The sequence below is a fragment of the Rhizobium sp. ERR 942 genome (genome assembly GCF_007828395.1).
Lineage (GTDB): Bacteria > Pseudomonadota > Alphaproteobacteria > Rhizobiales > Rhizobiaceae > Rhizobium > Rhizobium dioscoreae.
On sequence record NZ_VIUA01000005.1, the window covers coordinates 627,075 to 646,983 of the forward strand.

At 60.4% G+C, this 19,909-nt stretch carries 18 protein-coding genes and 1 tRNA gene; 8 read left to right on the plus strand and 11 right to left on the minus strand.

Translation table 11 applies throughout. The features are described from left to right. Window positions 1-58 precede the first annotated feature (58 nt). On the plus strand, window positions 59-616 hold the full coding sequence (locus tag FBZ97_RS23065) for an HNH endonuclease (RefSeq protein WP_015341304.1): 558 nt from the start codon (window positions 59-61) through the stop codon (window positions 614-616). A gap of 270 nt (window positions 617-886) precedes the next feature. Here the strand turns inward: FBZ97_RS23065 and FBZ97_RS23070 are convergent, their stop codons facing one another. From FBZ97_RS23070 to FBZ97_RS23090, 5 genes are all read right to left on the minus strand, one after another. Continuing rightward, entirely contained in the window at window positions 887-1,399 is a 513-nt protein-coding gene (locus FBZ97_RS23070; protein WP_113354208.1) for a disulfide bond formation protein B, read from the minus strand. A 15-nt stretch (window positions 1,400-1,414) separates the two neighbouring features. Beyond that, the gene (locus FBZ97_RS23075) at window positions 1,415-2,008 is read right to left on the minus strand and encodes a YqaA family protein (RefSeq protein WP_113354207.1); all 594 of its coding nucleotides are present in this window, start codon (window positions 2,006-2,008) and stop codon (window positions 1,415-1,417) included. 148 nt (window positions 2,009-2,156) lie between these two features. After that, window positions 2,157-2,513, minus strand: coding sequence for a DUF6693 family protein (locus FBZ97_RS23080; protein WP_197044217.1), 357 nt, complete (start codon window positions 2,511-2,513; stop codon window positions 2,157-2,159). Between the two features lie 192 nt (window positions 2,514-2,705). Further along, window positions 2,706-2,790, minus strand: a tRNA-Leu gene (locus FBZ97_RS23085). Window positions 2,791-2,926: 136 nt separating this feature from the next. After that, window positions 2,927-4,225 carry an MFS transporter gene (locus FBZ97_RS23090; protein ID WP_113354206.1) on the minus strand — a complete coding sequence of 433 codons (1,299 nt, stop codon included), beginning with the start codon at window positions 4,223-4,225 and terminating at the stop codon, window positions 2,927-2,929. Window positions 4,226-4,457: 232 nt separating this feature from the next. On the opposite strand from FBZ97_RS23090, the gene FBZ97_RS23095 reads away from it, so the two are divergent. Next, window positions 4,458-5,045 (plus strand): TetR/AcrR family transcriptional regulator, encoded by a 588-nt coding sequence (locus FBZ97_RS23095; RefSeq protein ID WP_113332353.1) that lies wholly within the window; start codon window positions 4,458-4,460, stop codon window positions 5,043-5,045. Window positions 5,046-5,051: 6 nt separating this feature from the next. Here FBZ97_RS23095 and FBZ97_RS23100 read toward each other — a convergent pair whose 3' ends face one another. Together FBZ97_RS23100 and FBZ97_RS23105 are read right to left on the minus strand one after the other, a co-directional pair. Next, the gene (locus FBZ97_RS23100) at window positions 5,052-5,846 is read right to left on the minus strand and encodes a class I SAM-dependent methyltransferase (RefSeq protein ID WP_113354205.1); all 795 of its coding nucleotides are present in this window, start codon (window positions 5,844-5,846) and stop codon (window positions 5,052-5,054) included. Window positions 5,847-6,162: 316 nt separating this feature from the next. Beyond that, complete coding sequence (locus FBZ97_RS23105; RefSeq protein ID WP_113354204.1) at window positions 6,163-7,143, minus strand: aldo/keto reductase; 981 nt, start codon at window positions 7,141-7,143, stop codon at window positions 6,163-6,165. A 255-nt stretch (window positions 7,144-7,398) separates the two neighbouring features. On the opposite strand from FBZ97_RS23105, the gene FBZ97_RS23110 reads away from it, so the two are divergent. Next, window positions 7,399-9,039, plus strand: coding sequence for an AMP-binding protein (locus FBZ97_RS23110; protein WP_113354203.1), 1,641 nt, complete (start codon window positions 7,399-7,401; stop codon window positions 9,037-9,039). On the opposite strand, the gene FBZ97_RS23115 is transcribed toward FBZ97_RS23110, so the two are convergent. Both FBZ97_RS23115 and FBZ97_RS23120 read right to left on the minus strand, forming a co-directional pair. Next, entirely contained in the window at window positions 9,026-10,297 is a 1,272-nt protein-coding gene (locus tag FBZ97_RS23115) for a GNAT family N-acetyltransferase (RefSeq protein ID WP_113354202.1), read from the minus strand. The genes FBZ97_RS23110 and FBZ97_RS23115 overlap by 14 nt on opposite strands. Window positions 10,298-10,299: 2 nt before the next feature. Then, the gene (locus tag FBZ97_RS23120; RefSeq protein WP_113354201.1) at window positions 10,300-11,715 is read right to left on the minus strand and encodes a polysaccharide biosynthesis C-terminal domain-containing protein; all 1,416 of its coding nucleotides are present in this window, start codon (window positions 11,713-11,715) and stop codon (window positions 10,300-10,302) included. A 251-nt stretch (window positions 11,716-11,966) separates the two neighbouring features. Here FBZ97_RS23120 and FBZ97_RS23125 point away from each other — a divergent pair, with 251 nt between their 5' ends. Then, a complete protein-coding gene (locus FBZ97_RS23125; RefSeq protein ID WP_113354200.1) occupies window positions 11,967-12,596 on the plus strand; it encodes a glutathione S-transferase family protein in 630 nt (209 codons plus the stop codon). A gap of 127 nt (window positions 12,597-12,723) precedes the next feature. On the opposite strand, the gene secA is transcribed toward FBZ97_RS23125, so the two are convergent. Continuing rightward, complete coding sequence (gene secA, locus FBZ97_RS23130) at window positions 12,724-15,444, minus strand: preprotein translocase subunit SecA (RefSeq protein WP_145322078.1); 2,721 nt, start codon at window positions 15,442-15,444, stop codon at window positions 12,724-12,726. Window positions 15,445-15,690: 246 nt separating this feature from the next. Here secA and FBZ97_RS23135 point away from each other — a divergent pair, with 246 nt between their 5' ends. The 4 genes from FBZ97_RS23135 (at window position 15,691) to mutT (ending at window position 19,230) form a co-directional block, all read left to right on the plus strand. Beyond that, a complete protein-coding gene (locus tag FBZ97_RS23135) occupies window positions 15,691-16,614 on the plus strand; it encodes a peptidylprolyl isomerase (protein ID WP_069612949.1) in 924 nt (307 codons plus the stop codon). Between the two features lie 174 nt (window positions 16,615-16,788). Beyond that, a complete protein-coding gene (gene argJ, locus FBZ97_RS23140; RefSeq protein ID WP_113354431.1) occupies window positions 16,789-18,030 on the plus strand; it encodes a bifunctional glutamate N-acetyltransferase/amino-acid acetyltransferase ArgJ in 1,242 nt (413 codons plus the stop codon). Between the two features lie 10 nt (window positions 18,031-18,040). Beyond that, the gene (locus FBZ97_RS23145; protein ID WP_113354199.1) at window positions 18,041-18,820 is read left to right on the plus strand and encodes a GNAT family N-acetyltransferase; all 780 of its coding nucleotides are present in this window, start codon (window positions 18,041-18,043) and stop codon (window positions 18,818-18,820) included. Further along, window positions 18,817-19,230 (plus strand): 8-oxo-dGTP diphosphatase MutT, encoded by a 414-nt coding sequence (gene mutT / locus FBZ97_RS23150; protein ID WP_113354198.1) that lies wholly within the window; start codon window positions 18,817-18,819, stop codon window positions 19,228-19,230. Before FBZ97_RS23145 ends, mutT begins: the two co-directional genes overlap by 4 nt. A gap of 58 nt (window positions 19,231-19,288) precedes the next feature. On the opposite strand, the gene FBZ97_RS23155 is transcribed toward mutT, so the two are convergent. After that, window positions 19,289-19,615, minus strand: coding sequence for a hypothetical protein (locus FBZ97_RS23155; RefSeq protein WP_069612952.1), 327 nt, complete (start codon window positions 19,613-19,615; stop codon window positions 19,289-19,291). Window positions 19,616-19,909: the final 294 nt, after the last annotated feature.

Sequence of the window (19,909 nt, forward strand, 5' to 3'; positions counted from 1 at the left end):
TCCTGTAACAACCGGCCTAATATACAGGTGCAGATGCCGAATCGATCAGGAGGGTTCCTTGACGATTGCAGTCTCCCCGCAGTCCTTGCCGGCGCTCGTGCTGAACGCTGACTACAGACCGCTGAGTTACTATCCCTTGTCGCTCTGGTCCTGGCAGGACGCGATCAAGGCGGTTTTTCTTGACCGTGTGAACATCATCGCAGAATACGATCAGTGCGTGTCCTCACCGAGCTTCTCGATGCGGCTGCCGAGCGTCGTATGCCTGAAGACATATGTGCAGCCGTCCCGCAATCCCGCCTTCACCCGCTTCAACGTCTTCCTGCGCGACAAGTTCGAATGCCAGTATTGCGGCTCCCATGACGACCTGACCTTCGACCACGTCATCCCGCGCGCCCATGGCGGCGAGACGACCTGGGAGAACGTGGTCGCCGCCTGTTCGCCGTGCAATCTCCGCAAGGGCAGCAAGCTGCCGAAGCAGGCCGGCATGTTCCCGGCGCAGAAGCCATACCAGCCGACCGTGCAGGACCTGCACAATAACGGCCGCCTCTTCCCGCCGAACTATCTGCACGACAGCTGGCTCGACTATCTCTACTGGGATTCGGAACTGCAGCCGTAAGGACGTGCTTCTTTAGGTCCGAGTTTGAGGTGAGTGCGGCACCCCCCTCTGTCCCTTTCGGGACATCTCCCCCACAAGGGGGAGATCGGTAACTTGCGGTACCTTCCCGACCTAAATCGACATCGTATCTGCTGTCGTTGAGCTTACTTTGCTTTGCAGGTGCGACACACTCCCACCAATCTCCCCCCTTGTGGGGGAGATGTCACGAAGTGACAGAGGGGGGTATCAGAGCCGCGACATGCGAGAGATCACGGCTACTCGCCCAATGATTCACGCAGCCTTCTTTGCCCCCACAAAAGCAATCGCAGCCAGGATCACGCTGGCGATCACATTCCAGCCAGCCATCGAAAGGCCGGCGACACGAAGGGCTGCTTCCGTGCAGGACGGCCCCTTGATGGTGTTCAGCTGGCCGAGCAGGTCGCCGGCATTCTGCGTGACACTGCTGGCCGTTGTCGAGCAGGTGGTCGGGCCTTCCCAGAAGTGCCATTCGACGCCGGCGTGATAGACGCCGATGCCGCCGCCGACAACCATCATCAGGCCGGCGATGATCAGCAGCCCGCGGGTGATCCAGGAGGGCAGACCGGCAACCGCCGTCAGTACGGCGATGATGGCGACGGGGATGCCGTAATAATAGGGCTGGCGCTGATCGAGGCAGAGCGCGCAGGGGATATAGCCGCCAATATACTGGAAGCCGAGTGCCGAGCCGATGACGACGATCATGCCGATCGTCAGCAGGACGCCATAGCTGAGGCCGGCGCGGGGGGAAGGCGAAGTCATGGACATGCTGAGGGCTCCTTGTCAGCTCGCCAAAGCAAAATGGAAGACGGCATAGAGGGCGATGAGAACGGCGGCGACGGCCATGGCGATCTGGCCCAGGCGCTTCTCGATGAAATGGCGGATGGATTCGCCATAGCGGCGAAGCAGGAAGGCGAGGAGGAAGAAGCGCCCACCGCGCGCGACGATGGCGGAGATGATGAACAGGCCGAGATTGATATGGGCGACGCCGGAGAGGATAGTCACCACCTTGATCGGCGGCAGATGCGCCAGGCCCGATGTGACCAGCAGCAGGAGCACCCATTCATAGGTAATGCCGGCGCTCATCTGGTTGAACGCATCGAGCTTGCCGTAGAATTCGAGGATCGGCTTGGCAATAGTCTCGAAGGCGTAATAGCCGAGCGCCCAGCCGGCAATGCCGCCAAGCACGGAGGCAACCGTCGCCGTCAGCGCATAGCGCCAGGCGCGCTCGGGCTTCGCCAGCGACATCGGCAGGAAAAGCACATCAGCCGGCACGAGAAAGATGGAGCTCTCGACGAAGGCAATCACGGCCAACCAGATTTCCGCCGATTTGCGGCCGGCGAGCGACATGGTCCAGTCGTACAGTCTACGAAGCATAGGGCCCCCTTTTTGCTGCGTTGCAAACCTTTAGGGGGCAGGATTATGGCTGTAAATGGTCGAGGGCTGATGGAAATGGCGGAAAGGCAAAATTTTTCGTGATGGTGGGGGGCTAAGGCGGCGACGTCGAAGCCGTCACCAGACCTTCTCAGTAATATTCAACTCGCGTTTCGTTTAGGACGACGCGGAGCACACGATAGGCATAGAGAAAGCTGGCAAGGCCAAGGGTCACGATAATCAGAAGGACCCAGAGAATCACATGTCCTATCGAGTGACCGACATTGAAAGTGCAGTTAAGTCGGCCGATGGGGCGACCGGAGCCATCCAGCAGCTCGGTTTTGTTCAACACGGCTCGGTTGAGGTAATAGGGAAAGACGATCAGCGCGAGGCCGAGCGTGACGATCGTCAATATGATCCAGAGAACGACGCTGCCGATTGATTCGACGATGCTGAATGAGCATTTGAGTCGGCCGATGCGGGTGGAAGTGGTAGAAATCTCGGACAATTTTTCGCCTTTAAATTTTACGATGACAAATACTTTGGAAAGTCAGCAGCACAGGACGTTGCTGCCGCTGAGGTTTCATTTTTGCTCAAAGAACAATTCGAATAGGATGTATCATTATTAATGATCGCGCAAAAGTAGCAATCAAGAGAAAACATTGATTAATGTATGAAAAACAATTGTCATAGATTTTGATGGTGCCCCATGCCGGAGTCGAACCAGCACTTCTTTCGAAACTCGATTTTGAGTCGAGCGCGTCTACCAATTCCGCCAATGGGGCAACGGATCATGACGAGGCGGCTGTCTAGCATGTGATCGGCGGGCCGCGCAAGTCGGGTCGGCAGATATTGCGAGTGTTTCCGCAGGGTTGCGGCCCATGGCGTGGGTGGACGCCATGGGCTTTTGCCGTTTGAGGCTCAGTGCGCCATGGCCGGGCTCTTGCTGGCGGAGCCGGACTTTTGCAGGGTGACCGCTAGGAGCGCGGCGAGCAGGCAGAAGGCGCCGGCGACGAAGAAGGCGGGAAGATAGGTGTTGAGCTCCGTGCGGGTGAGGCCGGCGCCATAAGCGGCGGTGGCGGCGCCCAGCTGGTGGCCGGCGAAGACCCAGCCGAAGACGAGGCCGGCCTTTTCGCGGCCGAAGCGGTCGGCGGCGATCTTGACGGTCGGGGGCACGGTGGCGATCCAGTCGAGGCCGTAGAAGACGGCGAAGATCGACAGGCCGTAGAAGGTGAAGTCGCTGAAGGGCAGGTAGACCAGCGACAGGCCGCGCAGGCCGTAATACCAGAAGAGCAGCCAGCGATTGTCGAAGCGGTCGGAGAGCCAGCCGGAGCCGATCGTGCCGAAGAAATCGAAGATGCCCATGACGGCAAGCACGCTGGCGGCTGCGACCGGCACGATGCCGAAATCGCCGCAGAGCGTGACGAAATGCGTCTGGATCAGCCCGTTGGTCGACAGGCCGCAGATGAAGAAGGTGGCAAAGAGGATCCAGAAGGTGGATGTGGTGGAAACCTCCCGCAGTATGGCGATCGGCGAGGCGAGGGCTGCCTTCAGGTCCTTGGTGGCGGCCGGCGGCGGGGTGATGTGGATCTCGCCGACCAGCGGCAGGTTGACGTCCGAGGGGCGGTCGCGCATCAGGAGCAGCACGACGAGGGCGGCAACGACGATCATGCCGCAGACGAAGAGCACCGTCGCGCGCCAGCCATAGCGCGTCGTCAACTCCGCCATCAGCGGTAGGAAGACCAGCTGTCCCGTCGCCGAGCTTGCCGAGAGCATGCCGATGACGAGGCCGCGATGCTTGGTGAACCAGCGGGTCGAGACGGTTGCCGCCAGCACCATGGCGGTGAGGCCGGTGCCGAAGCCGATGATGATGCCCCAGCAGAGCAGCAGCTGCCAGACCTGCGTCATATAGAGCGAGCCGATGAAGCCGACGCCGATCGTGCCCAGCGCGAAGACGATGACCTTGCGAACGCCGAAATGGTTCATGAAGGCGGCGGCGAAAGGCCCCATGAGGCCGAACAGCACGAGGCGGACGGCGAGCGCGGACGAGATGGAGGAGGTGCTCCAGCCGAACTCGTCCTCCAGCGGCTTGATGAGCACGCCGGGCGCGCCCATGGCGCCGGCCGTGACCAGCATGGTGAGGAAAGTGGCGGCGACGACGACCCATCCGTAGTGGATGTTGCGCCGGGCGAGCGTCGAGGCAAGGGCAGTGGAAACCATGAGGTGCGTTCCAATCAGGTTGCGTGTCTTGGCGGCTGGACCGGGAGGCTTGCGAGCGCTCGATCGCGGACGGCCTGGGGACCACATCCGCTTATAGCGTCCCGCCATTCTCCCGGCTTGAACGTTTGTGTAAAGGTATTTACATGATTGCTATCATATTTGTTGCGTATTGATGATGGCCATCATATAAATTGTCAATACAGTTTTCTTGATGCTCTGATGGAGTTTTTTGATGAGAGTGAGCCGGGAGAAATTCGCCGAGAATCGCGAGAAGATCCTTGCCGTGGCGGGGGAACTCTTCCGCGAGAAGGGTTTTGACGGCATCGGCGTCGCCGAGATCATGAAGGCGGCGGGGCTGACGCATGGCGGCTTCTATGGCCATTTCGATTCGAAGGACGAGCTTGCCTGCGAGGCGAGCAAAGCGCTGGTGGCTCGCTCGCTGGAGCGCTGGAAGGAAGTAGCGTCAAGCTCACCGGACCAGCCGCTGGAAGCGCTGCTTGCCCATTATCTCTCACATCGCAATGTCGTGGAGCATGCGACAGGCTGCGTCTTCGCGGCGCTGACGCAGGAGGTCAGCCGCCATGGCCCCGAGATGCAGTCCACCTTCACCGGCGGGCTGATGGGGCTGGTCGAGGTGCTGGAAGAGATCGTTCCCGGGGAGACCCCGGAGGAGCGCCGGCGCAAGGCCTTTGCCAGCCTCTCGGCCATGGTCGGCGCTGTCATCCTGGCCCGCGCCATGGACAATCCCGAATTGTCGCAGGAATTCCTGTCGGCGACCCGGCAGGAGCTGTCGCCGCCGCCGGGTGAAAGCAACGGCTGAGCTTGCCTAGTCGCGGAAGGCGAGCAGCCCGTTCGCCTCGACGACCTCCCTGAATTTGCCATCGGGTGCGGCCGCCAGCAGCTCCGCGCGAAGTGCGGCTTCGAAATCGGCGGCCTTGTCGCCGAGCGCCTGCGGCGAGGTCGACGACATCGAGAAGATGCGGCCGACGATCTCTTCGATATCCCTGGTATATTCCGAGACGATGCCGATCCGTTCCAGATTGCGGAAGGGGGAGGCGAGCAGCATGGCTTCATGCGGCGCCCATTCCTTGCTCCGGCGCATCTGCCGCTCCGCGCTGCGCTCGGGCGAATAGGTTTCCATCAGCGGTTCAAGGATGCCACGCCAGTTCGGCTCCGCCAGAATGCCTTTATCGTGGAAAAGCACGACGGCGCCGCCCGGCTCGATCAGCCTGTCCAGTGCTTCCAGCGTTGCGGGCCTGTCCATCCAGTGGAAGGAGCGGCCCATGACGCAGAGATGCAGCCTGCCGATGTCAGGTCCGAGATCGTAGGAAGACCCTTGGCGGATGCTGATATCGACGCCGGCTTGCTTCGCGCCGATCTCGGCTTCGGCAAGCATTTCCGGTTCCGGATCCATGGCGGTGACGGCGGCACCCTGCAGCCGCGCGAAGGCGATGCCAAGCTGGCCGGGGCCGCAGCCGAGGTCAAGCACGTGATCGCCTGATTTCAGGCCGCTGCGTTCGGCGACGCGGGTAATCAGCTTGTCAGGATAGGGAATGCGATAGCGCAGGTAATAGGCCGCGGTCGATTGAAATCGCCGCGCTTCGAAGGGAACAGTGATCATTGGATATCATCCTCGGGGGGAAGGAACCTCGATCTGTTAAGCCCCAACTATGACCGGTTCGTGAAGTCACTTTTGCGCGATTTGCCGTGGCGTCAATAGGCTTCAGAGGGTGGGAATGCCCCTCACCTAACCCTCTCCCCGCGCGCGGGGAGAGGGGACGACAGAGCAAAAATGCTCGCGTTCACCGTGTGGAAAGGCGTGGATTGGGCAGGAAAAGCTCCCTCTCCCCGCATGTGCGGGGAGAGGGCTGGGGTGAGGGGCCAGGCAGCCAGTCGCAATATCACCAGCCCAACCTGGGCAGCTCCAAAATCCCGGTTCACTTGAACCCAGCAACCCCATGCGGGACATAGGGTGATTCCAGCGTTTCGATTTCTTCCGACGTCAATTTGACTTCCAGAGAGGCGACGGCATCCGTGATGTGGCTGGGCTTGGAGGCGCCGATGATCGGGGCGGTGACGGCGCTTTTCTGAAGGATCCAGGCGGTTGCGACCTGCGCGCGCTGGATGCCGCGTGCCTTGGCGACCACGCCGACGGCATCGACGATCTTACGGTCGGCTTCGAGTGCCTGGGTGTAAAGCGTTTTACCGAATTCGTCGGATTCCGTGCGGGCTGTCGCCTCGTCCCAGTCGCGCGTCAGGCGGCCGCGAGCAAGTGGGCTCCAGGGGATGACGGCGATCTTCTGGTCCTCGCAGAAGGGCAGCATCTCGCGCTCTTCTTCGCGGTAGAGCAAGTTCAGGTGGTCCTGCATGCTGACGAACTCCGTCCAGCCGTTAAGACGGGAGGTGTAGATCGCCTTGGCGAACTGCCAGGCATACATGGAGGAGGCGCCGATATAGCGGGCCTTACCGGCCTTGACGACATCGTGCAGCGCTTCCAACGTTTCCTCGATCGGCGTCGTATAGTCCCAGCGGTGGATCTGGTAGAGATCGACATAATCGGTGCCGAGGCGGCGCAGGCTGTTGTCGATCTCGTCGAAGATCGCCTTGCGCGACAGTCCCGCGCCGTTCGGGCCGGGACGCATGCGGTTGAAGACTTTGGTGGCGAGCACGATATCGTCGCGGCGGGCGAAATCCTTGATGGCACGGCCGACGATCTCTTCCGACGAGCCGTTGGAATAGGTATTGGCCGTATCGAGGAAGTTGATGCCAGCCTCGATCGCCTGACGCAGCAGCGGGCGGCTGTCCTCCTCCTTCAATGACCAGGCGTGCGTGCCCTTGTTGGGATCGCCATAGGTCATGCAACCCAGGCAGATGCGTGAGACTTCAAGGCCGGTCCTGCCGAGCTTTACGTATTCCATCGATATTCTCCGTCCATTCGATCATTCGCTACAAGGAGGCCCATCGTCAGAAGGGCGATGGGATGGGTGCGTCGCGAAAAGCAAATCGACGGGCAAAGTCGCCGTCGGTCGACGCATGAATTCGTGAAGAGCTTCGAAGTATTCCTCAATAAATAAGGCGATTCGCGCCCGGGGGAAGACGGTGATTTCAAATGTTTCCTTGAACCCCAGAGGCGACAGGTGTTAGCTGCATCGCACCATTTTCTGGAACTGCGCATGAAATTGCCCCCGCGTGATACTTATGAAGCCCTCTATCGCGACTTTCGTTGGGAGATTCCGGCGAAATTCAACATGGGGCACGCTGTTTGCGATGCCTGGGCCGGGCACGAGCCCGATCGGATCTGCCTTCAGCATTTCAATCCCAACGGCAATCACTTTTCCATGAGCTACGGCGAGTTGCGGGATCGCTCCGCCTCTTTCGCCAATGCGCTTGTCGCGCTCGGAGTGCGGGCGGGAGATCGGGTGGCGCTGCTGCTGCCCCAGAGTTTTGAGACAGTCGTCGCGCATGTGGCGATCTACAAGATGGGCGCGATCGCGTTGCCGCTGGCCTTGCTGTTCGGCGCCGAGGCGCTGGAATACCGGCTGAGGGCAGCCGGGGCATCGGCCATCGTCACCAACCGGTTCGGCCTCGAACGGCTGCGACCGATCCGGGACCGATTGCCGGAGCTGGCGCAGGTGATCAGCATCGATGGCGCCGAAGAGGGTGTTGCCGGCTTTGCCGATCTGGTGGCAGCCCATCCGCCTTTGTTTGACGTGGCGGAGACCAGCCCGGATGATCCGGCCTTGATGATCTTTACCTCGGGCACGACCGGGCCGCCTAAGGGCGCGCTGCATGGGCATCGCGTGCTGCCGGGTCACATCCCGGGCATGCAGTTCGCCCATGAGGGCTTTCCCAAAGCCGGCGACCGGCTCTGGACGCCATCGGACTGGGCCTGGGCCGGCGGTCTCCTGAATGCTCTGCTGCCGAGCCTGATGCTTGGCGTTCCCGTCGTTTCCTCTCCCGCGCAGAAGTTCGATCCAAACATGGCCTTCCGCATCATGGCTGAGATGGAGGTGCGCAATGCCTTCATTCCGCCAACGGCGCTGCGTTTGCTGAAGGCCGTCGACAATCCGCGGGCGCATTATGATCTCAAGCTGCGCACCATCGGTTCGGCGGGCGAAGCGCTTGGCCGCGAAACCTTCGAATGGGCGCGGTCCGCGCTTGGTGTCAGCGTCAACGAATTCTTCGGCCAGACGGAGTGCAATTTCGTGCTCTCCTCCAGCGAGGCGTTCGGCGTCAGCCGCGGCGGGGCGACGGGCAAGCCTGCCCCCGGCCATCGTGTCGCGATCGTCGATGCTGATGGCCATGAGGTCGCAGCAGGGGAGACGGGACAGATCGCGATCAGGCGGCCCGACCCGGTGATGTTCCTCGGCTACTGGCAGAACGAGGCGGCGACGGAGGCGAAATTTGCCAATGACTGGCTGCTGACGGGCGATATCGGCCGGCAGGATGCAGATGGCTATATTTCCTTCGTCGGCCGCGACGACGATGTCATCACCTCGTCCGGCTATCGCATCGGCCCGAGCGAGATCGAGGATTGCCTCGGCGGCCATCCGGCCGTACAGCTTGCGGCAGCCGTCGGCAAGCCGGACGCGGTCAGAACAGAAATCGTCAAGGCTTATGTTGTCCTCGTGCCCGGTTGCGAGCCGAGCGACAAACTGGCGGCCGAAATCCGAGAATGGGTGAAGACGCGGCTTTCCATGCATGAATATCCGCGCGAGATAGAATTCGTCGATGCCCTGCCGCTGACGACCTCGGGCAAGGTGATCCGCCGCCTGCTGCGTGAGCGGGCGATCGCCGAGGTCAGCGCTTCGTAAGCGACAGGATCTTTTCGCGCAGCAGCTTCGCCATGTTGCGGGTGCTGCGATACATATGGAGCTGCGTGGTAACCTGGCGGACGTCGCGGTCGCCGTTCGGTGTCAGGCCGATGATGAGCGTGCCCATCTCTTCACGCTCGTGCCAGAAGCGGCTCATGATTGGATGATCCGGCACGGCACAGGAATCGGAGCGGACGACGTTGGCATCGTCCAGATGCCATTCCGTCAGCTCGCCCATCAGCAGCTTGCCCGGCGAAAAGCGGGCATAGGCCTCGTCATAGGCAGTTTTCCAGGTATAGGCCTCACCGCCCATAATGAGTACGATCATCGAGGCGATAGCCTTGCCGTCGAGATCGATGGTATGGATGCGCACCGCGTCGATGGCTGCGAGGTTGGAAATTGCCTCGCGGGCGAAGGCGGCATGGTGACGATCCGTGACCAGCGCCGAGCGCTTCTTTCCCTTCCAGCCGCTTGCTTCCAGCGCCAGGAATTCTTCCATGCGCCCATGAATATCGCGGGGTTGGCGCGCGACGCTGTAGGTGACTTCGCCCAGGCTTTCCAGCAGCCGCCACTGCCGGCGCATTTCCCGCAAGTGCGCGTTGGAAATCGTCCGCTTGAGATAGGTAAGCGCGTCGTCATTGCTCTGGAGCATCGGACGCTGGAATGGGTTGGCGACGGCGATCGGCAGGTTCCGGCCGATGGCGATGACCTTGGCCATCTGGACGAAATGACCGTTGAGACGAACATCCGGCAATACGAGCGTGCTCGGCAGATGCAGTTCCGGCCGGGAGAGCGCCTCGAGGAGGTTGTCGAGCGTTTCGCCGGCATCCTCGGCGTCGAGCAAGGGTGTGCCGAGTGGGCCAAACGAGTTCGACCAGACCCGGATAATGGACGGCCCTATTGCAAAGCCCGGCTTGTCGATGGTGAAGGGCATCAGCAGACGGATGCGGCTGCGCGTGCTGCTGTTGTCGCGCATCAGTGCCAGCCGCACCTGCCGATCTTCAAGACGGGGCATGGCGGGCGCGAGGAAGCGGCCGGAGAAGAAGACGTTCGGCTCCATGGCACGGTTGGACAGGAAGTCCAGCTCATCCTGCAGCTCGTAGCCGAGCTTGCCGGGATAGAGGCAGAATTCGCGGCCGGCGCGGCCGACCTCGACGCGAGCCTCGGCCTTCGGTGCTTCGAAATGCAGCGCTGCAAGCGTATGCGTCAGGGCGTTCACTTGGCTGTCGGTGGTTTCGGTATAGGGTGGACGTGCCATGATCAGAGGGCCCTCGTTGCCGGTGGCGCTGCAGGACGCCGGATAAGGGCGAATAGGGTGATGCCGAGCGCACGGCGCACGGCGACGTGCAGGAGCAGGGCTTCGATCGCCATGGCGACCGCTCCGGCAATCGCCGCTCCTTCGATGCCGAGATGCGGGATGAGCGCAACGTTCAGGCCGACATTGGCAATGAGCGCCACAGCATAGAGATAGACGCAAAGCATCTGCTTGTCCGCCATGGTCAGGAGCACTTCAGCAGGGCCGACGAGCGCTCTTGCAAGAATGCCGGCAAGCAGGATCGCCATCACGATCTGGCCCTCGGTGAAGGCCGCGCCGAACAGTGAAAGCAGGAGTTGCCCTGCCGCCAGCACCACGAGGCCAAGGGCAAGTGCCGGAAAGAAGGACCAGCGCGTCGCTTCGGTCGCGAAGGCTGCGAGCTTGCCGCGATCGCCCTCAGCCAGGATGGCGGCAAAACGCGGCCCGATGGCTGCCCTGACGGCGAAGGAGACAAAGAGCACCAGGGCCATCGTTTTTGCCGCCGCGAAATAGACGGCGACTTCATCCGGATCGAGGAAAATGCCGACGACGATGACGTCCGAATTGGTGAGCAGGTAGCCCACGCCTTCGACTAGGAAAATCGGCAGGGCGACGGCTGTCCAAGCGCTGAATTCAGTCGTTCTCAGGCCGCTTGGATAATGGCGGCGCAGACGGAGCGTCACCGCAAGATATTGCAGCAGGACGCTGGTGAAGGCGCCAGAAAGCGCCGCCGCCATGGCGGTAACGGCATCGCGTGGCGCGCCGGCGAGGATGGCGGTCACCATGAAGAGCAAGATCAACGTCGGACGAATGAGGAAGGTCGGGCTGAGAGCCATGATTGGCCAGTGTTTGGCGCGGGCCGTACCGTCCAGAACGTCTCCAAGCGCGATCATCGGCACGGCAATCAGACCGAGGAAAACCGGCATGACGTAATAATGTTCGACCATGCCGCGGAAGGCGAAGAGCAGCAGCGCGCCGATCAGTGCCAGACTGCCCGAAACGGCGACCACGAACAGGCGTGCCGTGGCATTCAAGCCACGAATGGCATCATGATTGCCGTTGGCATCGTATTGGGGCAGGAAGCGGATGATGGCGGTCGGGAAGCCGAGGCAGGCGAGATTGCCGAACAGGATCATCAGCACCCAGACGAAGACGAAGATGCCGTATTCGAACCGCCCCATCAGGCGGGCCAGGATGATCTGCGAGAGAAAGGCGAGGGCGGCGCCTGCAACGCGGATCGTGAAGGCGATCAGCGCCATGCGCTGTGAAACTGCCTTTTCGTCCCGGCCGGTAAGCATAGCGGCGACTTTGCGCAGATACGGCGATAGCGCGGCCCGCAATGCGGACGGCAACATTCTTTCCGCTGTTTGAAAGACCGCCATGATCGATACGCAATACTTTAAGTATGATCCCAAACTCGCGTTAGTCTTGGCAGAGGAGAGTTAAGAATCGGTTCTTTCGATAGTTAAATGTCAGGGGTCATGCATGCGGTCGGTTGTCTGTCGGGTGAGTGCAGAAGCAACCGTTGGCTGCGAGGAGTTCTTGCCCGCTCCACTCGGAGAGCCGTCGCAGGAAACGGGTGGCGGAGGTTTGGTCGGCATGTAGAATCCAGGGTCTATTGGAGGAGGATTTCATGCTCACACTTCACGATTATTTGCCGTCGCAGAATGGCTGGAAGGCCAGGGTTCTGTTCGGATTGCTCGATATTCCCTATCAGACCCGCCTGGTATCCATTTTCGAGGGGGAGGGGCGCACGGACGCCTTTTTCGATCTCAATCCGGCAGGAGGCATCCCCGTTCTCGAACTGGAGGATGGGCGAACGATTGCGGAATCGAACGCTATTCTCACCTATGTTGCTGAAGGCACGCGGTTTCTTCCGGCGGATCGCTATCGACATGCCAAGGTCATGCAATGGCTGTTTTTCGAGCAGTATCATGTCGAACCGGTCATCGGTACGCTGCGCTTCTGGACGCTCACGGGACGGCTCGAGCTCAATGCCGTTTTGGCGGAAGCCAAGCGCGCCGGCAGCCTTCGTACGCTTGCAGCGCTCGAGCGCGGGTTGAAGAACACGCCGTTCCTCGTTGGTGAGGAGTTCTCGATCGCGGATATCGCGGTTTACGCCTATGCCCATAGGTCGGCGGATTGCGGCTTGGATCTTGCCGACTACCCCGCGCTTAGGGCCTGGTTCGATCGGGTGCTTGACGTCATTGGACCGGGCTACCCGGTGCATCTCTACAATGAGGATCCGCATTCCGCTGTCTGAACGCGGTGGGCGTGCTGAAATGGTTGTCGGCGGCGCCTATCGGCGAATTGTTGTAGTCCCTGATCGTTGCAAACAAAAATGCCGCCCGAAGGCGGCATTTTTGCTCATTGCTGTCGGTTTGCGAGGCTCAGACCACTTCGCTGCTTTCGAAGGCGCCGTGGCAGTGCTTGTACTTCTTGCCGGAGCCGCAGGGGCAGGCCTCGTTGCGGCCGACGCGGCCCCAGGTTGCCGGGTTGCGCGGATCGCGATTTTCCGGTGCCACAGCGCTCTCACTTGCAAGCGTGAATGGTGAGAATTCGTCTTCGCCCGTTGTCGCGTCGATATGACGGGCCTGCATCGGCGGCGTCTCCGGCTCGGCCGGCTGCTGCACCAGTTCGACGCGCGAAAGCTGCGCGGTCACGGCCTGGCGCAGATTGTTCAACAGTGCTTGGAACAGCTCGAAAGCTTCGGCCTTGTATTCCTGCAGCGGATCGCGCTGGGCGTAGCCGCGGAAGCCGATGACCGAGCGCAGATGATCGAGGTTGACGATGTGCTCGCGCCACAGATTGTCCAGCGTCTGCAGCACGATGGAGCGCTCGACATAGGTCATGATCTCAGGGCCGAAGCGTTCAGCCTTTTCGGCCGCAGCCTTTTCAGCCGCTTCCGTCAGGCGCGCACGGATGTCGTCTTCGCCGATGCCTTCTTCCTTGACCCAGTCATGAATGGGCAGGTCGAGATCGAAGAAGTTGGCTACAGCCGTCTTCAGGCCGTCGGCATCCCACTGTTCGGCATAGGCGCGCTCTGGAATATGTCTGGCGACGAGATCTTCGATGACATCGTGGCGCATGTCGCCGACGAATTCGGAGAGGTCCTTGGATTCCATCAGCTCGACACGCTGGTCGAAGATGACCTTGCGCTGATCGTTCAATACGTCGTCGTACTTCAGAACGTTCTTGCGGATGTCGAAGTTGCGGGCCTCGACCTTCTTCTGGGCGCGTTCAACCGCCTTGTTGATCCAGGGGTGGACGATCGCTTCGCCTTCCTTGAGGCCGAGCTTCTGCAGCATGCCATCCATGCGGTCGGAACCGAAGATGCGCATCAGGTCGTCCTGGAGCGACAGGTAGAATTTCGAGCGGCCCGGGTCGCCCTGGCGGCCGGAACGGCCACGCAGCTGGTTGTCGATACGGCGGCTTTCATGGCGCTCGGAGGCGATGACGTAGAGGCCGCCGGCAGCGATCGATTTCTGCTTGAGTTCCTTGATCTCTTCGGCAATGCGGGCAATGGCCGCGTCGCGCTCCGGACCGGCTTCCATTTCGTGCAGGTCGCGCTCGACTCGCATTTCGAGGTTGCCGCCGAGCTGGATGTCGGTGCCGCGGCCGGCCATGTTGGTGGCGATCGTCACTGCGCCCGGAACGCCGGCCTGGGCGACGATGTAGGCTTCCTGCTCGTGGTAGCGCGCGTTCAGAACCTGGAAATTGGAGAAGCCGCGCTTGCGCATAAGGTCGGCGAGAAGTTCGGACTTCTCAATCGACGTCGTGCCGACCAGCACCGGCTGGCCGCGCTTGTGAGCGTCGAGGATCTCATTGATGATGGCGTTATACTTCTCGGCGTGCGTGCGATAGACCTCGTCGTCCTCGTCGATACGCTGGATCGGCAGGTTGGTCGGCACTTCGATCACGTCGAGACCGTAGATGTTGCCGAATTCCTCTGCTTCCGTCGATGCCGTACCGGTCATGCCGGCGAGCTTTTCGTACATGCGGAAGTAGTTCTGGAAGGTGATCTGCGCCAGGGTCTGGTTTTCCGGCTGGATCTGCACATGCTCCTTGGCTTCCAGCGCCTGATGCTGGCCGTCCGAATAACGGCGGCCTGGCATCATGCGGCCGGTGAATTCGTCGATGATGACGACTTCACCGTTGCGCACGATATAGTCCTTGTCGCGCTGGAACAGCTTGTGCGCCTTGAGCGCGTTGTTGATGTGGTGGACGATCGCGACATTCTCGACGTCGTAGAGCGATTCACCCTTCAAGAGGCCGGCTTCGCGCAGCATGTTTTCCAGCTTCTCGGTGCCTTCTTCGGAGAAGTTGGCCGAGCGCTGCTTTTCATCGATTTCATAGTCTTCCTTCGCCAGGCGGGGAATGAAGGCGTCGATGGTGATATAGAGATCGGAGCGGTCGTCGAGCGGACCGGAGATGATCAGCGGCGTGCGCGCTTCGTCGACCAGGATCGAGTCCACTTCGTCGACGATCGCGAAGCTATGGCCGCGCTGAACCATCTGAGCGCGCTCATATTTCATATTGTCGCGCAGATAGTCGAAGCCGAGCTCGTTGTTGGTGGCGTAGGTGATGTCGCAGGCATAGGCGTCATGGCGCTGTTCATCCGACAGGCCGTGGACGATGACGCCCGTCGTCAGGCCGAGGAAGCTGTACAGGCGGCCCATGGTGCCGCTGTCGCGCTGCGCCAGGTAATCGTTGACGGTAACGACATGGACGCCCTTGCCGGCCAGCGCGTTCAGATAGACCGGGAGGGTGGCAACCAGAGTTTTACCTTCACCGGTCTTCATCTCAGCGATGGCATTGGAATGAAGGATCATGCCGCCGATGAGCTGCACGTCAAAGGGTCGCATGCCAAGAACACGGCGCGACGCTTCACGAGCGACCGCGAAGGCCGGCACGAGGATATCGTCCAGCGTCTTGCCGTCCGCGAGCTGCTGGCGGAACTCAACCGTCTTGGCGGCCAGAGCTTCATCGGACAGCGCACGCATCTCCGGCTCGAGCGCGTTGATTGCGGCTACTTTCGGCTGGAACGATTTAACCCGACGGTCGTTGGACGAGCCGAACAACTTGCGGGCAATTCCACCTAGGCTGACCATGTGACTGGTCCTTTCTGAGATTTCATCCTGCCGTTTCCTGCTTGATCCATTCCCGAAAAAAACGGGAGTATAGCACAAAACGGCCGGAAACTGTTCTGGACGCGAGGTTGCGTGACAGATAAGAGGGGGGTCGATTGATGTCAACGGGATTTGGCCGATACAGAAAGGCCACATTCTCCTGCTGAAGGCTTTTTCACGCCGGATTCACATCTGTCGAGCCGGTCGAGATCACCGAAGGGTTATTTTATGTTGAAGTATAACAAGCTTGCTGCGGTTGCTTTCGCAACAATCGTTACCTTCCAGGCTCCGGTCTTCGCGGCCGATGCCAAGGACCCCGTTGTCGCCAAGGTCGGCGATGTCGAAATCCATCAATCCGAACTCGATCTGGCAATCGCCAATCTCGATCCGCAGCTCGGCCAGCTTCCGGATGACCAGAAGAAGGTCGCAGCACTCTCGGCTTCGGTCGATGTGAAGCTTTTGTCGCAGAAGGCCGCTGCCGAGAAGCTCGATCAGACGCCGGACTTCCAGGCTCACATGGCCTATCTGCGCGACCGCGAGCTGCACAATGCCTATTTCAAGGCTCACGTCGCCGACGCCATCAAGGATGATGAAGTCAAGGCTCGTTACGACAAGGAAGTCGCAGCCCTGCCGAAGCAGGAAGAGGTTCATGCCCGCCACATTCTCGTGAAGACCGAGGATGAAGCCAAGGCGATCATCAAGGAACTCGATGCCGGCAAGGATTTCGCCGCACTTGCCAAGGAAAAGTCGACGGATCCAAACAAGGCTGACGGCGGCGATCTCGGCTATTTCGGCCATGGCCGCATGGTCAAGGAATTCGAGGACGCGGCTTTCGCGCTTCCGGTCGGAACCTACACGAAGACCCCGGTTAAGACCGATTTCGGCTGGCACATCATCAAGGTTGAAGACAAGCGCAATGCTCCTCCTCCGCCGTTCGACCAGGTCAAGGACCAGGTTCGTCAGCTCGTCATGCGCGACAAGTATCTTGAACTCCTGAACAAGGCCAAGCAGGATACCAAGGTCGTCATCAACGATCCGGCGCTCAGCAAGGCTTATGACGACGCGCAGAAGCAGCAGGATGCAGCACCGGCCGACGATGCAGTTGCGCCTGCCGACGGTGCGGCAGCGCCCGACGCTCAGCCGCAGCAGTAATTGACAGCAGTCAAACAATCAGGGCCCGGATTTTCCGGGCCCTTCACTGGAGCCGGATGATTTTAGGTCGATACGACCTAAAATCTGAATCCGCTCCAGAATTAAAAAGCAGAGCATGATGTAATCCGAAAACCGCCTACACTTTTCGGCATCATGCTCGTCCAGGTGGGTCTCATGTCCGGTTCCGTTTCTCCGCTCGCTCCCAAAACCTTTGTATCCATGCCCGCCCTTCGCGGTGTGCGCATGACCACGGCCTCCGCCGGCATCAAGTACAAGAACCGGACCGACGTCCTGCTGATGGTCTTCGACAAGCCGGCCGCCGTAGCGGGCGTCTTCACCCGCTCGAAGTGCCCTTCGGCTCCGGTCGATTTCTGCCGGAAGAACCTGGCGCACGGCAGCGCGCGCGCCGTCGTCGTCAATTCCGGCAATGCCAATGCCTTCACCGGCCTCAAGGGACGCCAGGCGACGGAACTGACCGCCAAGTCCGCGGCGGCTGCCGTCGGTTGCGGTGAAAACGAAGTTTATCTCGCCTCCACCGGTGTCATCGGTGAGCCGCTTGACGCCAGCAAGTTCGCCGGTGTGCTCGATACGATGGCGAAGGATGCGACAAGCGATTTCTGGTTCGAGGCCGCCAAGGCGATCATGACCACGGATACCTATCCGAAGGTCGCGACCCGCACCGCCGAGATCGGCGGCGTCAAGGTCACGATCAACGGTATTGCCAAGGGCGCCGGCATGATCGCACCCGATATGGCGACGATGCTCTCTTTCGTCGTCACCGATGCCGATATTTCTTCTGCCGTGCTGCAGACGCTGCTGTCCGAAGGCGTCGGCCCGAGCTTCAATTCGATGACGGTCGATAGCGATACCTCGACCTCCGATACTTTGATGCTGTTCGCCACCGGCACTGCCGCGGCTGATGGTCAGGCGCATATCGATCGCGCCGACGATCCGAAGCTTATCGGTTTCCGGGCGGCACTTAACGAGCTGCTGAAGGATCTTGCCATCCAGGTCGTTCGCGACGGCGAAGGCGCGACCAAGATGCTCGAAATTACGGTGACGGGCGCCGAAAACGACGCGGCTGCCAAGCGCATCGCGCTTTCGATCGCCAATTCGCCGTTGGTCAAGACCGCCGCCGCCGGCGAAGACGCCAATTGGGGCCGCGTCGTCATGGCTGTCGGCAAGGCGGGCGAAATGGCGGATCGCGACAAGCTCGCCATCTGGTTCGGCGATGTCCGCGTCGCAGTCAACGGTGAGCGTGACGCTTCCTATTCGGAAGAAGCCGCCTCTAATGTCATGAAGCAGCAGGATATTCCCGTGAAGGTCGATCTTGGCCTCGGCAATGGCCGCGCAACGGTCTGGACCTGCGACCTTACCAAGGAATATGTTGCCATCAATGGCGACTACCGGAGCTGATACCTAGCTGATGCATGCGCAGTCCACGATAAACAAGCTGCCCTTGGTGCGCAGGCTGGAAGCCGTCGGTTTCCGGGCCTGGCCCGCCTCGTCGGTGCAATATGATGGCAGCTGGCAAATCCGGCTGACGGCGGGTCATCCGTCGAAGCGGCTGAATTCTGTCGTGCCGCTCGATCCCTCCGATCATCGCGATCTCGAGATCCGGCTGGCAAAAGCGCAGCGCAAGTTCGAAGCCTATGGCAGGCCTATGGTCGTGCGCGAGACGCCGCTCGCCTCGCCGAAGCTCATCGATCTCCTACGGGAGCGCGGCTGGACGTGTTTCGACGAGACGATCGTCATGACCGCCAATCTCGTCGATCTCGAATTGCCTGATATGCTGGATCATCTGCCGAGCCACGATGTCGGCCGCTTTGTCGATGCGAGCCTCATCGTTGATGAGGCTGATCCGGCTCTGAAGCCGGCATTGGCCGAGGTGGTGAGCGGCATCAAGCCGCCATCGGGCCTCTTTGTCATCGAAAATGATGATGCCGGACCGGTGGCGACAACGCTTTGCGTGCAGGACAACGATCTTGCCGGCGTCATGTCGGTTGCCGTCTCGCAGCAGCATCGGCGCAAGGGCCTCGGAGCCGAGATCCTGACTTCGGCGCTTCGCTGGGCCCGGATGCGCAGCGCCAAGACCGCCTGGTTGCAGGTCAGCGCCGACAATGCTCCGGCTTTGGCGCTCTACGTTCGTTTCGGTTTCCGCGAAGCCTATCGTTATTGCTATTGGCGACCGCCGGAGGCTGCATGAACGAGGCTGGCCGAAAGATCGTTCTCGTGGCCGCCTGCGCGCTCATCGACGCTGACGGCCGTATCCTTCTGGCGCAGCGCCCCGAGGGAAAATCGCTCGCCGGCCTCTGGGAGTTTCCCGGCGGCAAGGTCGAGTCTGGCGAGACGCCGGAGGAGACCTTGGTGCGCGAGCTTCAGGAAGAGCTTGGCATCCAGACGAAAATCGCCTGTCTCGCGCCGCTGACCTTCGCCAGCCATACTTACGAAACCTTCCATCTGCTGATGCCGCTTTATATCTGCCGGCGTTACGAAGGAATCCCGCATGGCCGGGAAGGGCAGGCGATCAAATGGGTGCGACCGCAGGCCCTGCGCGACTATCCGATGCCGCCGGCCGATGAGCCGCTGATCCCGTTCCTGCAGGATCTGCTTTAGCTTTTTACGGCAAGGGCTGAGGCAGCGCCGGTATCGGGCGGTGTCGCGCCCCCCGTGTCTAGATATCTCTGAATTTGAAACTTGATTTTGCAAGCTGATCAAGTTGGGAGACGCCGGGCTCTCGAGGGGACGCATCCGTCTTCGGCATTTTGCGGAGCAAATCCGTCAGCATGTCAGATTGCCTGTCACATTCGCGGCGAATTGCCTCCAAATGTTCGAGCATCAGTCCAAGGGCAAAAATCACGGCGCCGTTAAAAGCGTAGGAAAGGGCGCCTATCAGCCCCGCCGCTACGCCGGCTGCACTTCCACTAAACAACGTCGCAATCCCGAACAGGATCGCAATACCAATCACCAAACCGCCAACCGCCTTGAGCAAACCTGCCATGTGTAAATTCACGCAACCCAGGATAACAAAGTATAGCTTGGCGATATATCATGGCGCGCAAGTGTCAATCTCTATTATTTGATGTATCGATGAAATTTTCGTCCAGTGCGTGCCTCTCTGGACCGAATTTGATGTCCCGTCGTGGGGCGGATCTCTTTCGGGTTCACGCAGTGACGGTTTGAAATGCGTTAAGGCAATACGTCGCAAATATGGTTAACGAGAATTAGCCATTTAATATCAGTCTGATAATGCGAATCACGCACTGTCCCGGAATTTTACGTCTCATTAATTTGC

Excerpts from the sequence above, each read along its gene's own strand:
- FBZ97_RS23090 (WP_113354206.1), bottom strand. The coding sequence starts at position 4,225 with ATGGTTTCCACTGCCCTTGCCTCGACGCTCGCCCGGCGCAACATCCAC.
- FBZ97_RS23095 (WP_113332353.1), top strand. The coding sequence starts at position 4,458 with ATGAGAGTGAGCCGGGAGAAATTCGCCGAGAATCGCGAGAAGATCCTT.
- FBZ97_RS23075 (WP_113354207.1), bottom strand. The coding sequence starts at position 2,008 with ATGCTTCGTAGACTGTACGACTGGACCATGTCGCTCGCCGGCCGCAAA.
- mutT (WP_113354198.1), top strand. The coding sequence starts at position 18,817 with ATGAACGAGGCTGGCCGAAAGATCGTTCTCGTGGCCGCCTGCGCGCTC.
- FBZ97_RS23120 (WP_113354201.1), bottom strand. The coding sequence starts at position 11,715 with ATGGCGGTCTTTCAAACAGCGGAAAGAATGTTGCCGTCCGCATTGCGG.
- FBZ97_RS23110 (WP_113354203.1), top strand. The coding sequence starts at position 7,399 with ATGAAATTGCCCCCGCGTGATACTTATGAAGCCCTCTATCGCGACTTT.
- FBZ97_RS23105 (WP_113354204.1), bottom strand. The coding sequence starts at position 7,143 with ATGGAATACGTAAAGCTCGGCAGGACCGGCCTTGAAGTCTCACGCATC.
- FBZ97_RS23115 (WP_113354202.1), bottom strand. The coding sequence starts at position 10,297 with ATGGCACGTCCACCCTATACCGAAACCACCGACAGCCAAGTGAACGCC.
- FBZ97_RS23135 (WP_069612949.1), top strand. The coding sequence starts at position 15,691 with ATGTTGAAGTATAACAAGCTTGCTGCGGTTGCTTTCGCAACAATCGTT.
- FBZ97_RS23125 (WP_113354200.1), top strand. The coding sequence starts at position 11,967 with ATGCTCACACTTCACGATTATTTGCCGTCGCAGAATGGCTGGAAGGCC.
- secA (WP_145322078.1), bottom strand. The coding sequence starts at position 15,444 with ATGGTCAGCCTAGGTGGAATTGCCCGCAAGTTGTTCGGCTCGTCCAAC.
- FBZ97_RS23070 (WP_113354208.1), bottom strand. The coding sequence starts at position 1,399 with ATGTCCATGACTTCGCCTTCCCCCCGCGCCGGCCTCAGCTATGGCGTC.
- FBZ97_RS23155 (WP_069612952.1), bottom strand. The coding sequence starts at position 19,615 with ATGGCAGGTTTGCTCAAGGCGGTTGGCGGTTTGGTGATTGGTATTGCG.
- argJ (WP_113354431.1), top strand. The coding sequence starts at position 16,789 with ATGTCCGGTTCCGTTTCTCCGCTCGCTCCCAAAACCTTTGTATCCATG.
- FBZ97_RS23145 (WP_113354199.1), top strand. The coding sequence starts at position 18,041 with ATGCATGCGCAGTCCACGATAAACAAGCTGCCCTTGGTGCGCAGGCTG.
- FBZ97_RS23100 (WP_113354205.1), bottom strand. The coding sequence starts at position 5,846 with ATGATCACTGTTCCCTTCGAAGCGCGGCGATTTCAATCGACCGCGGCC.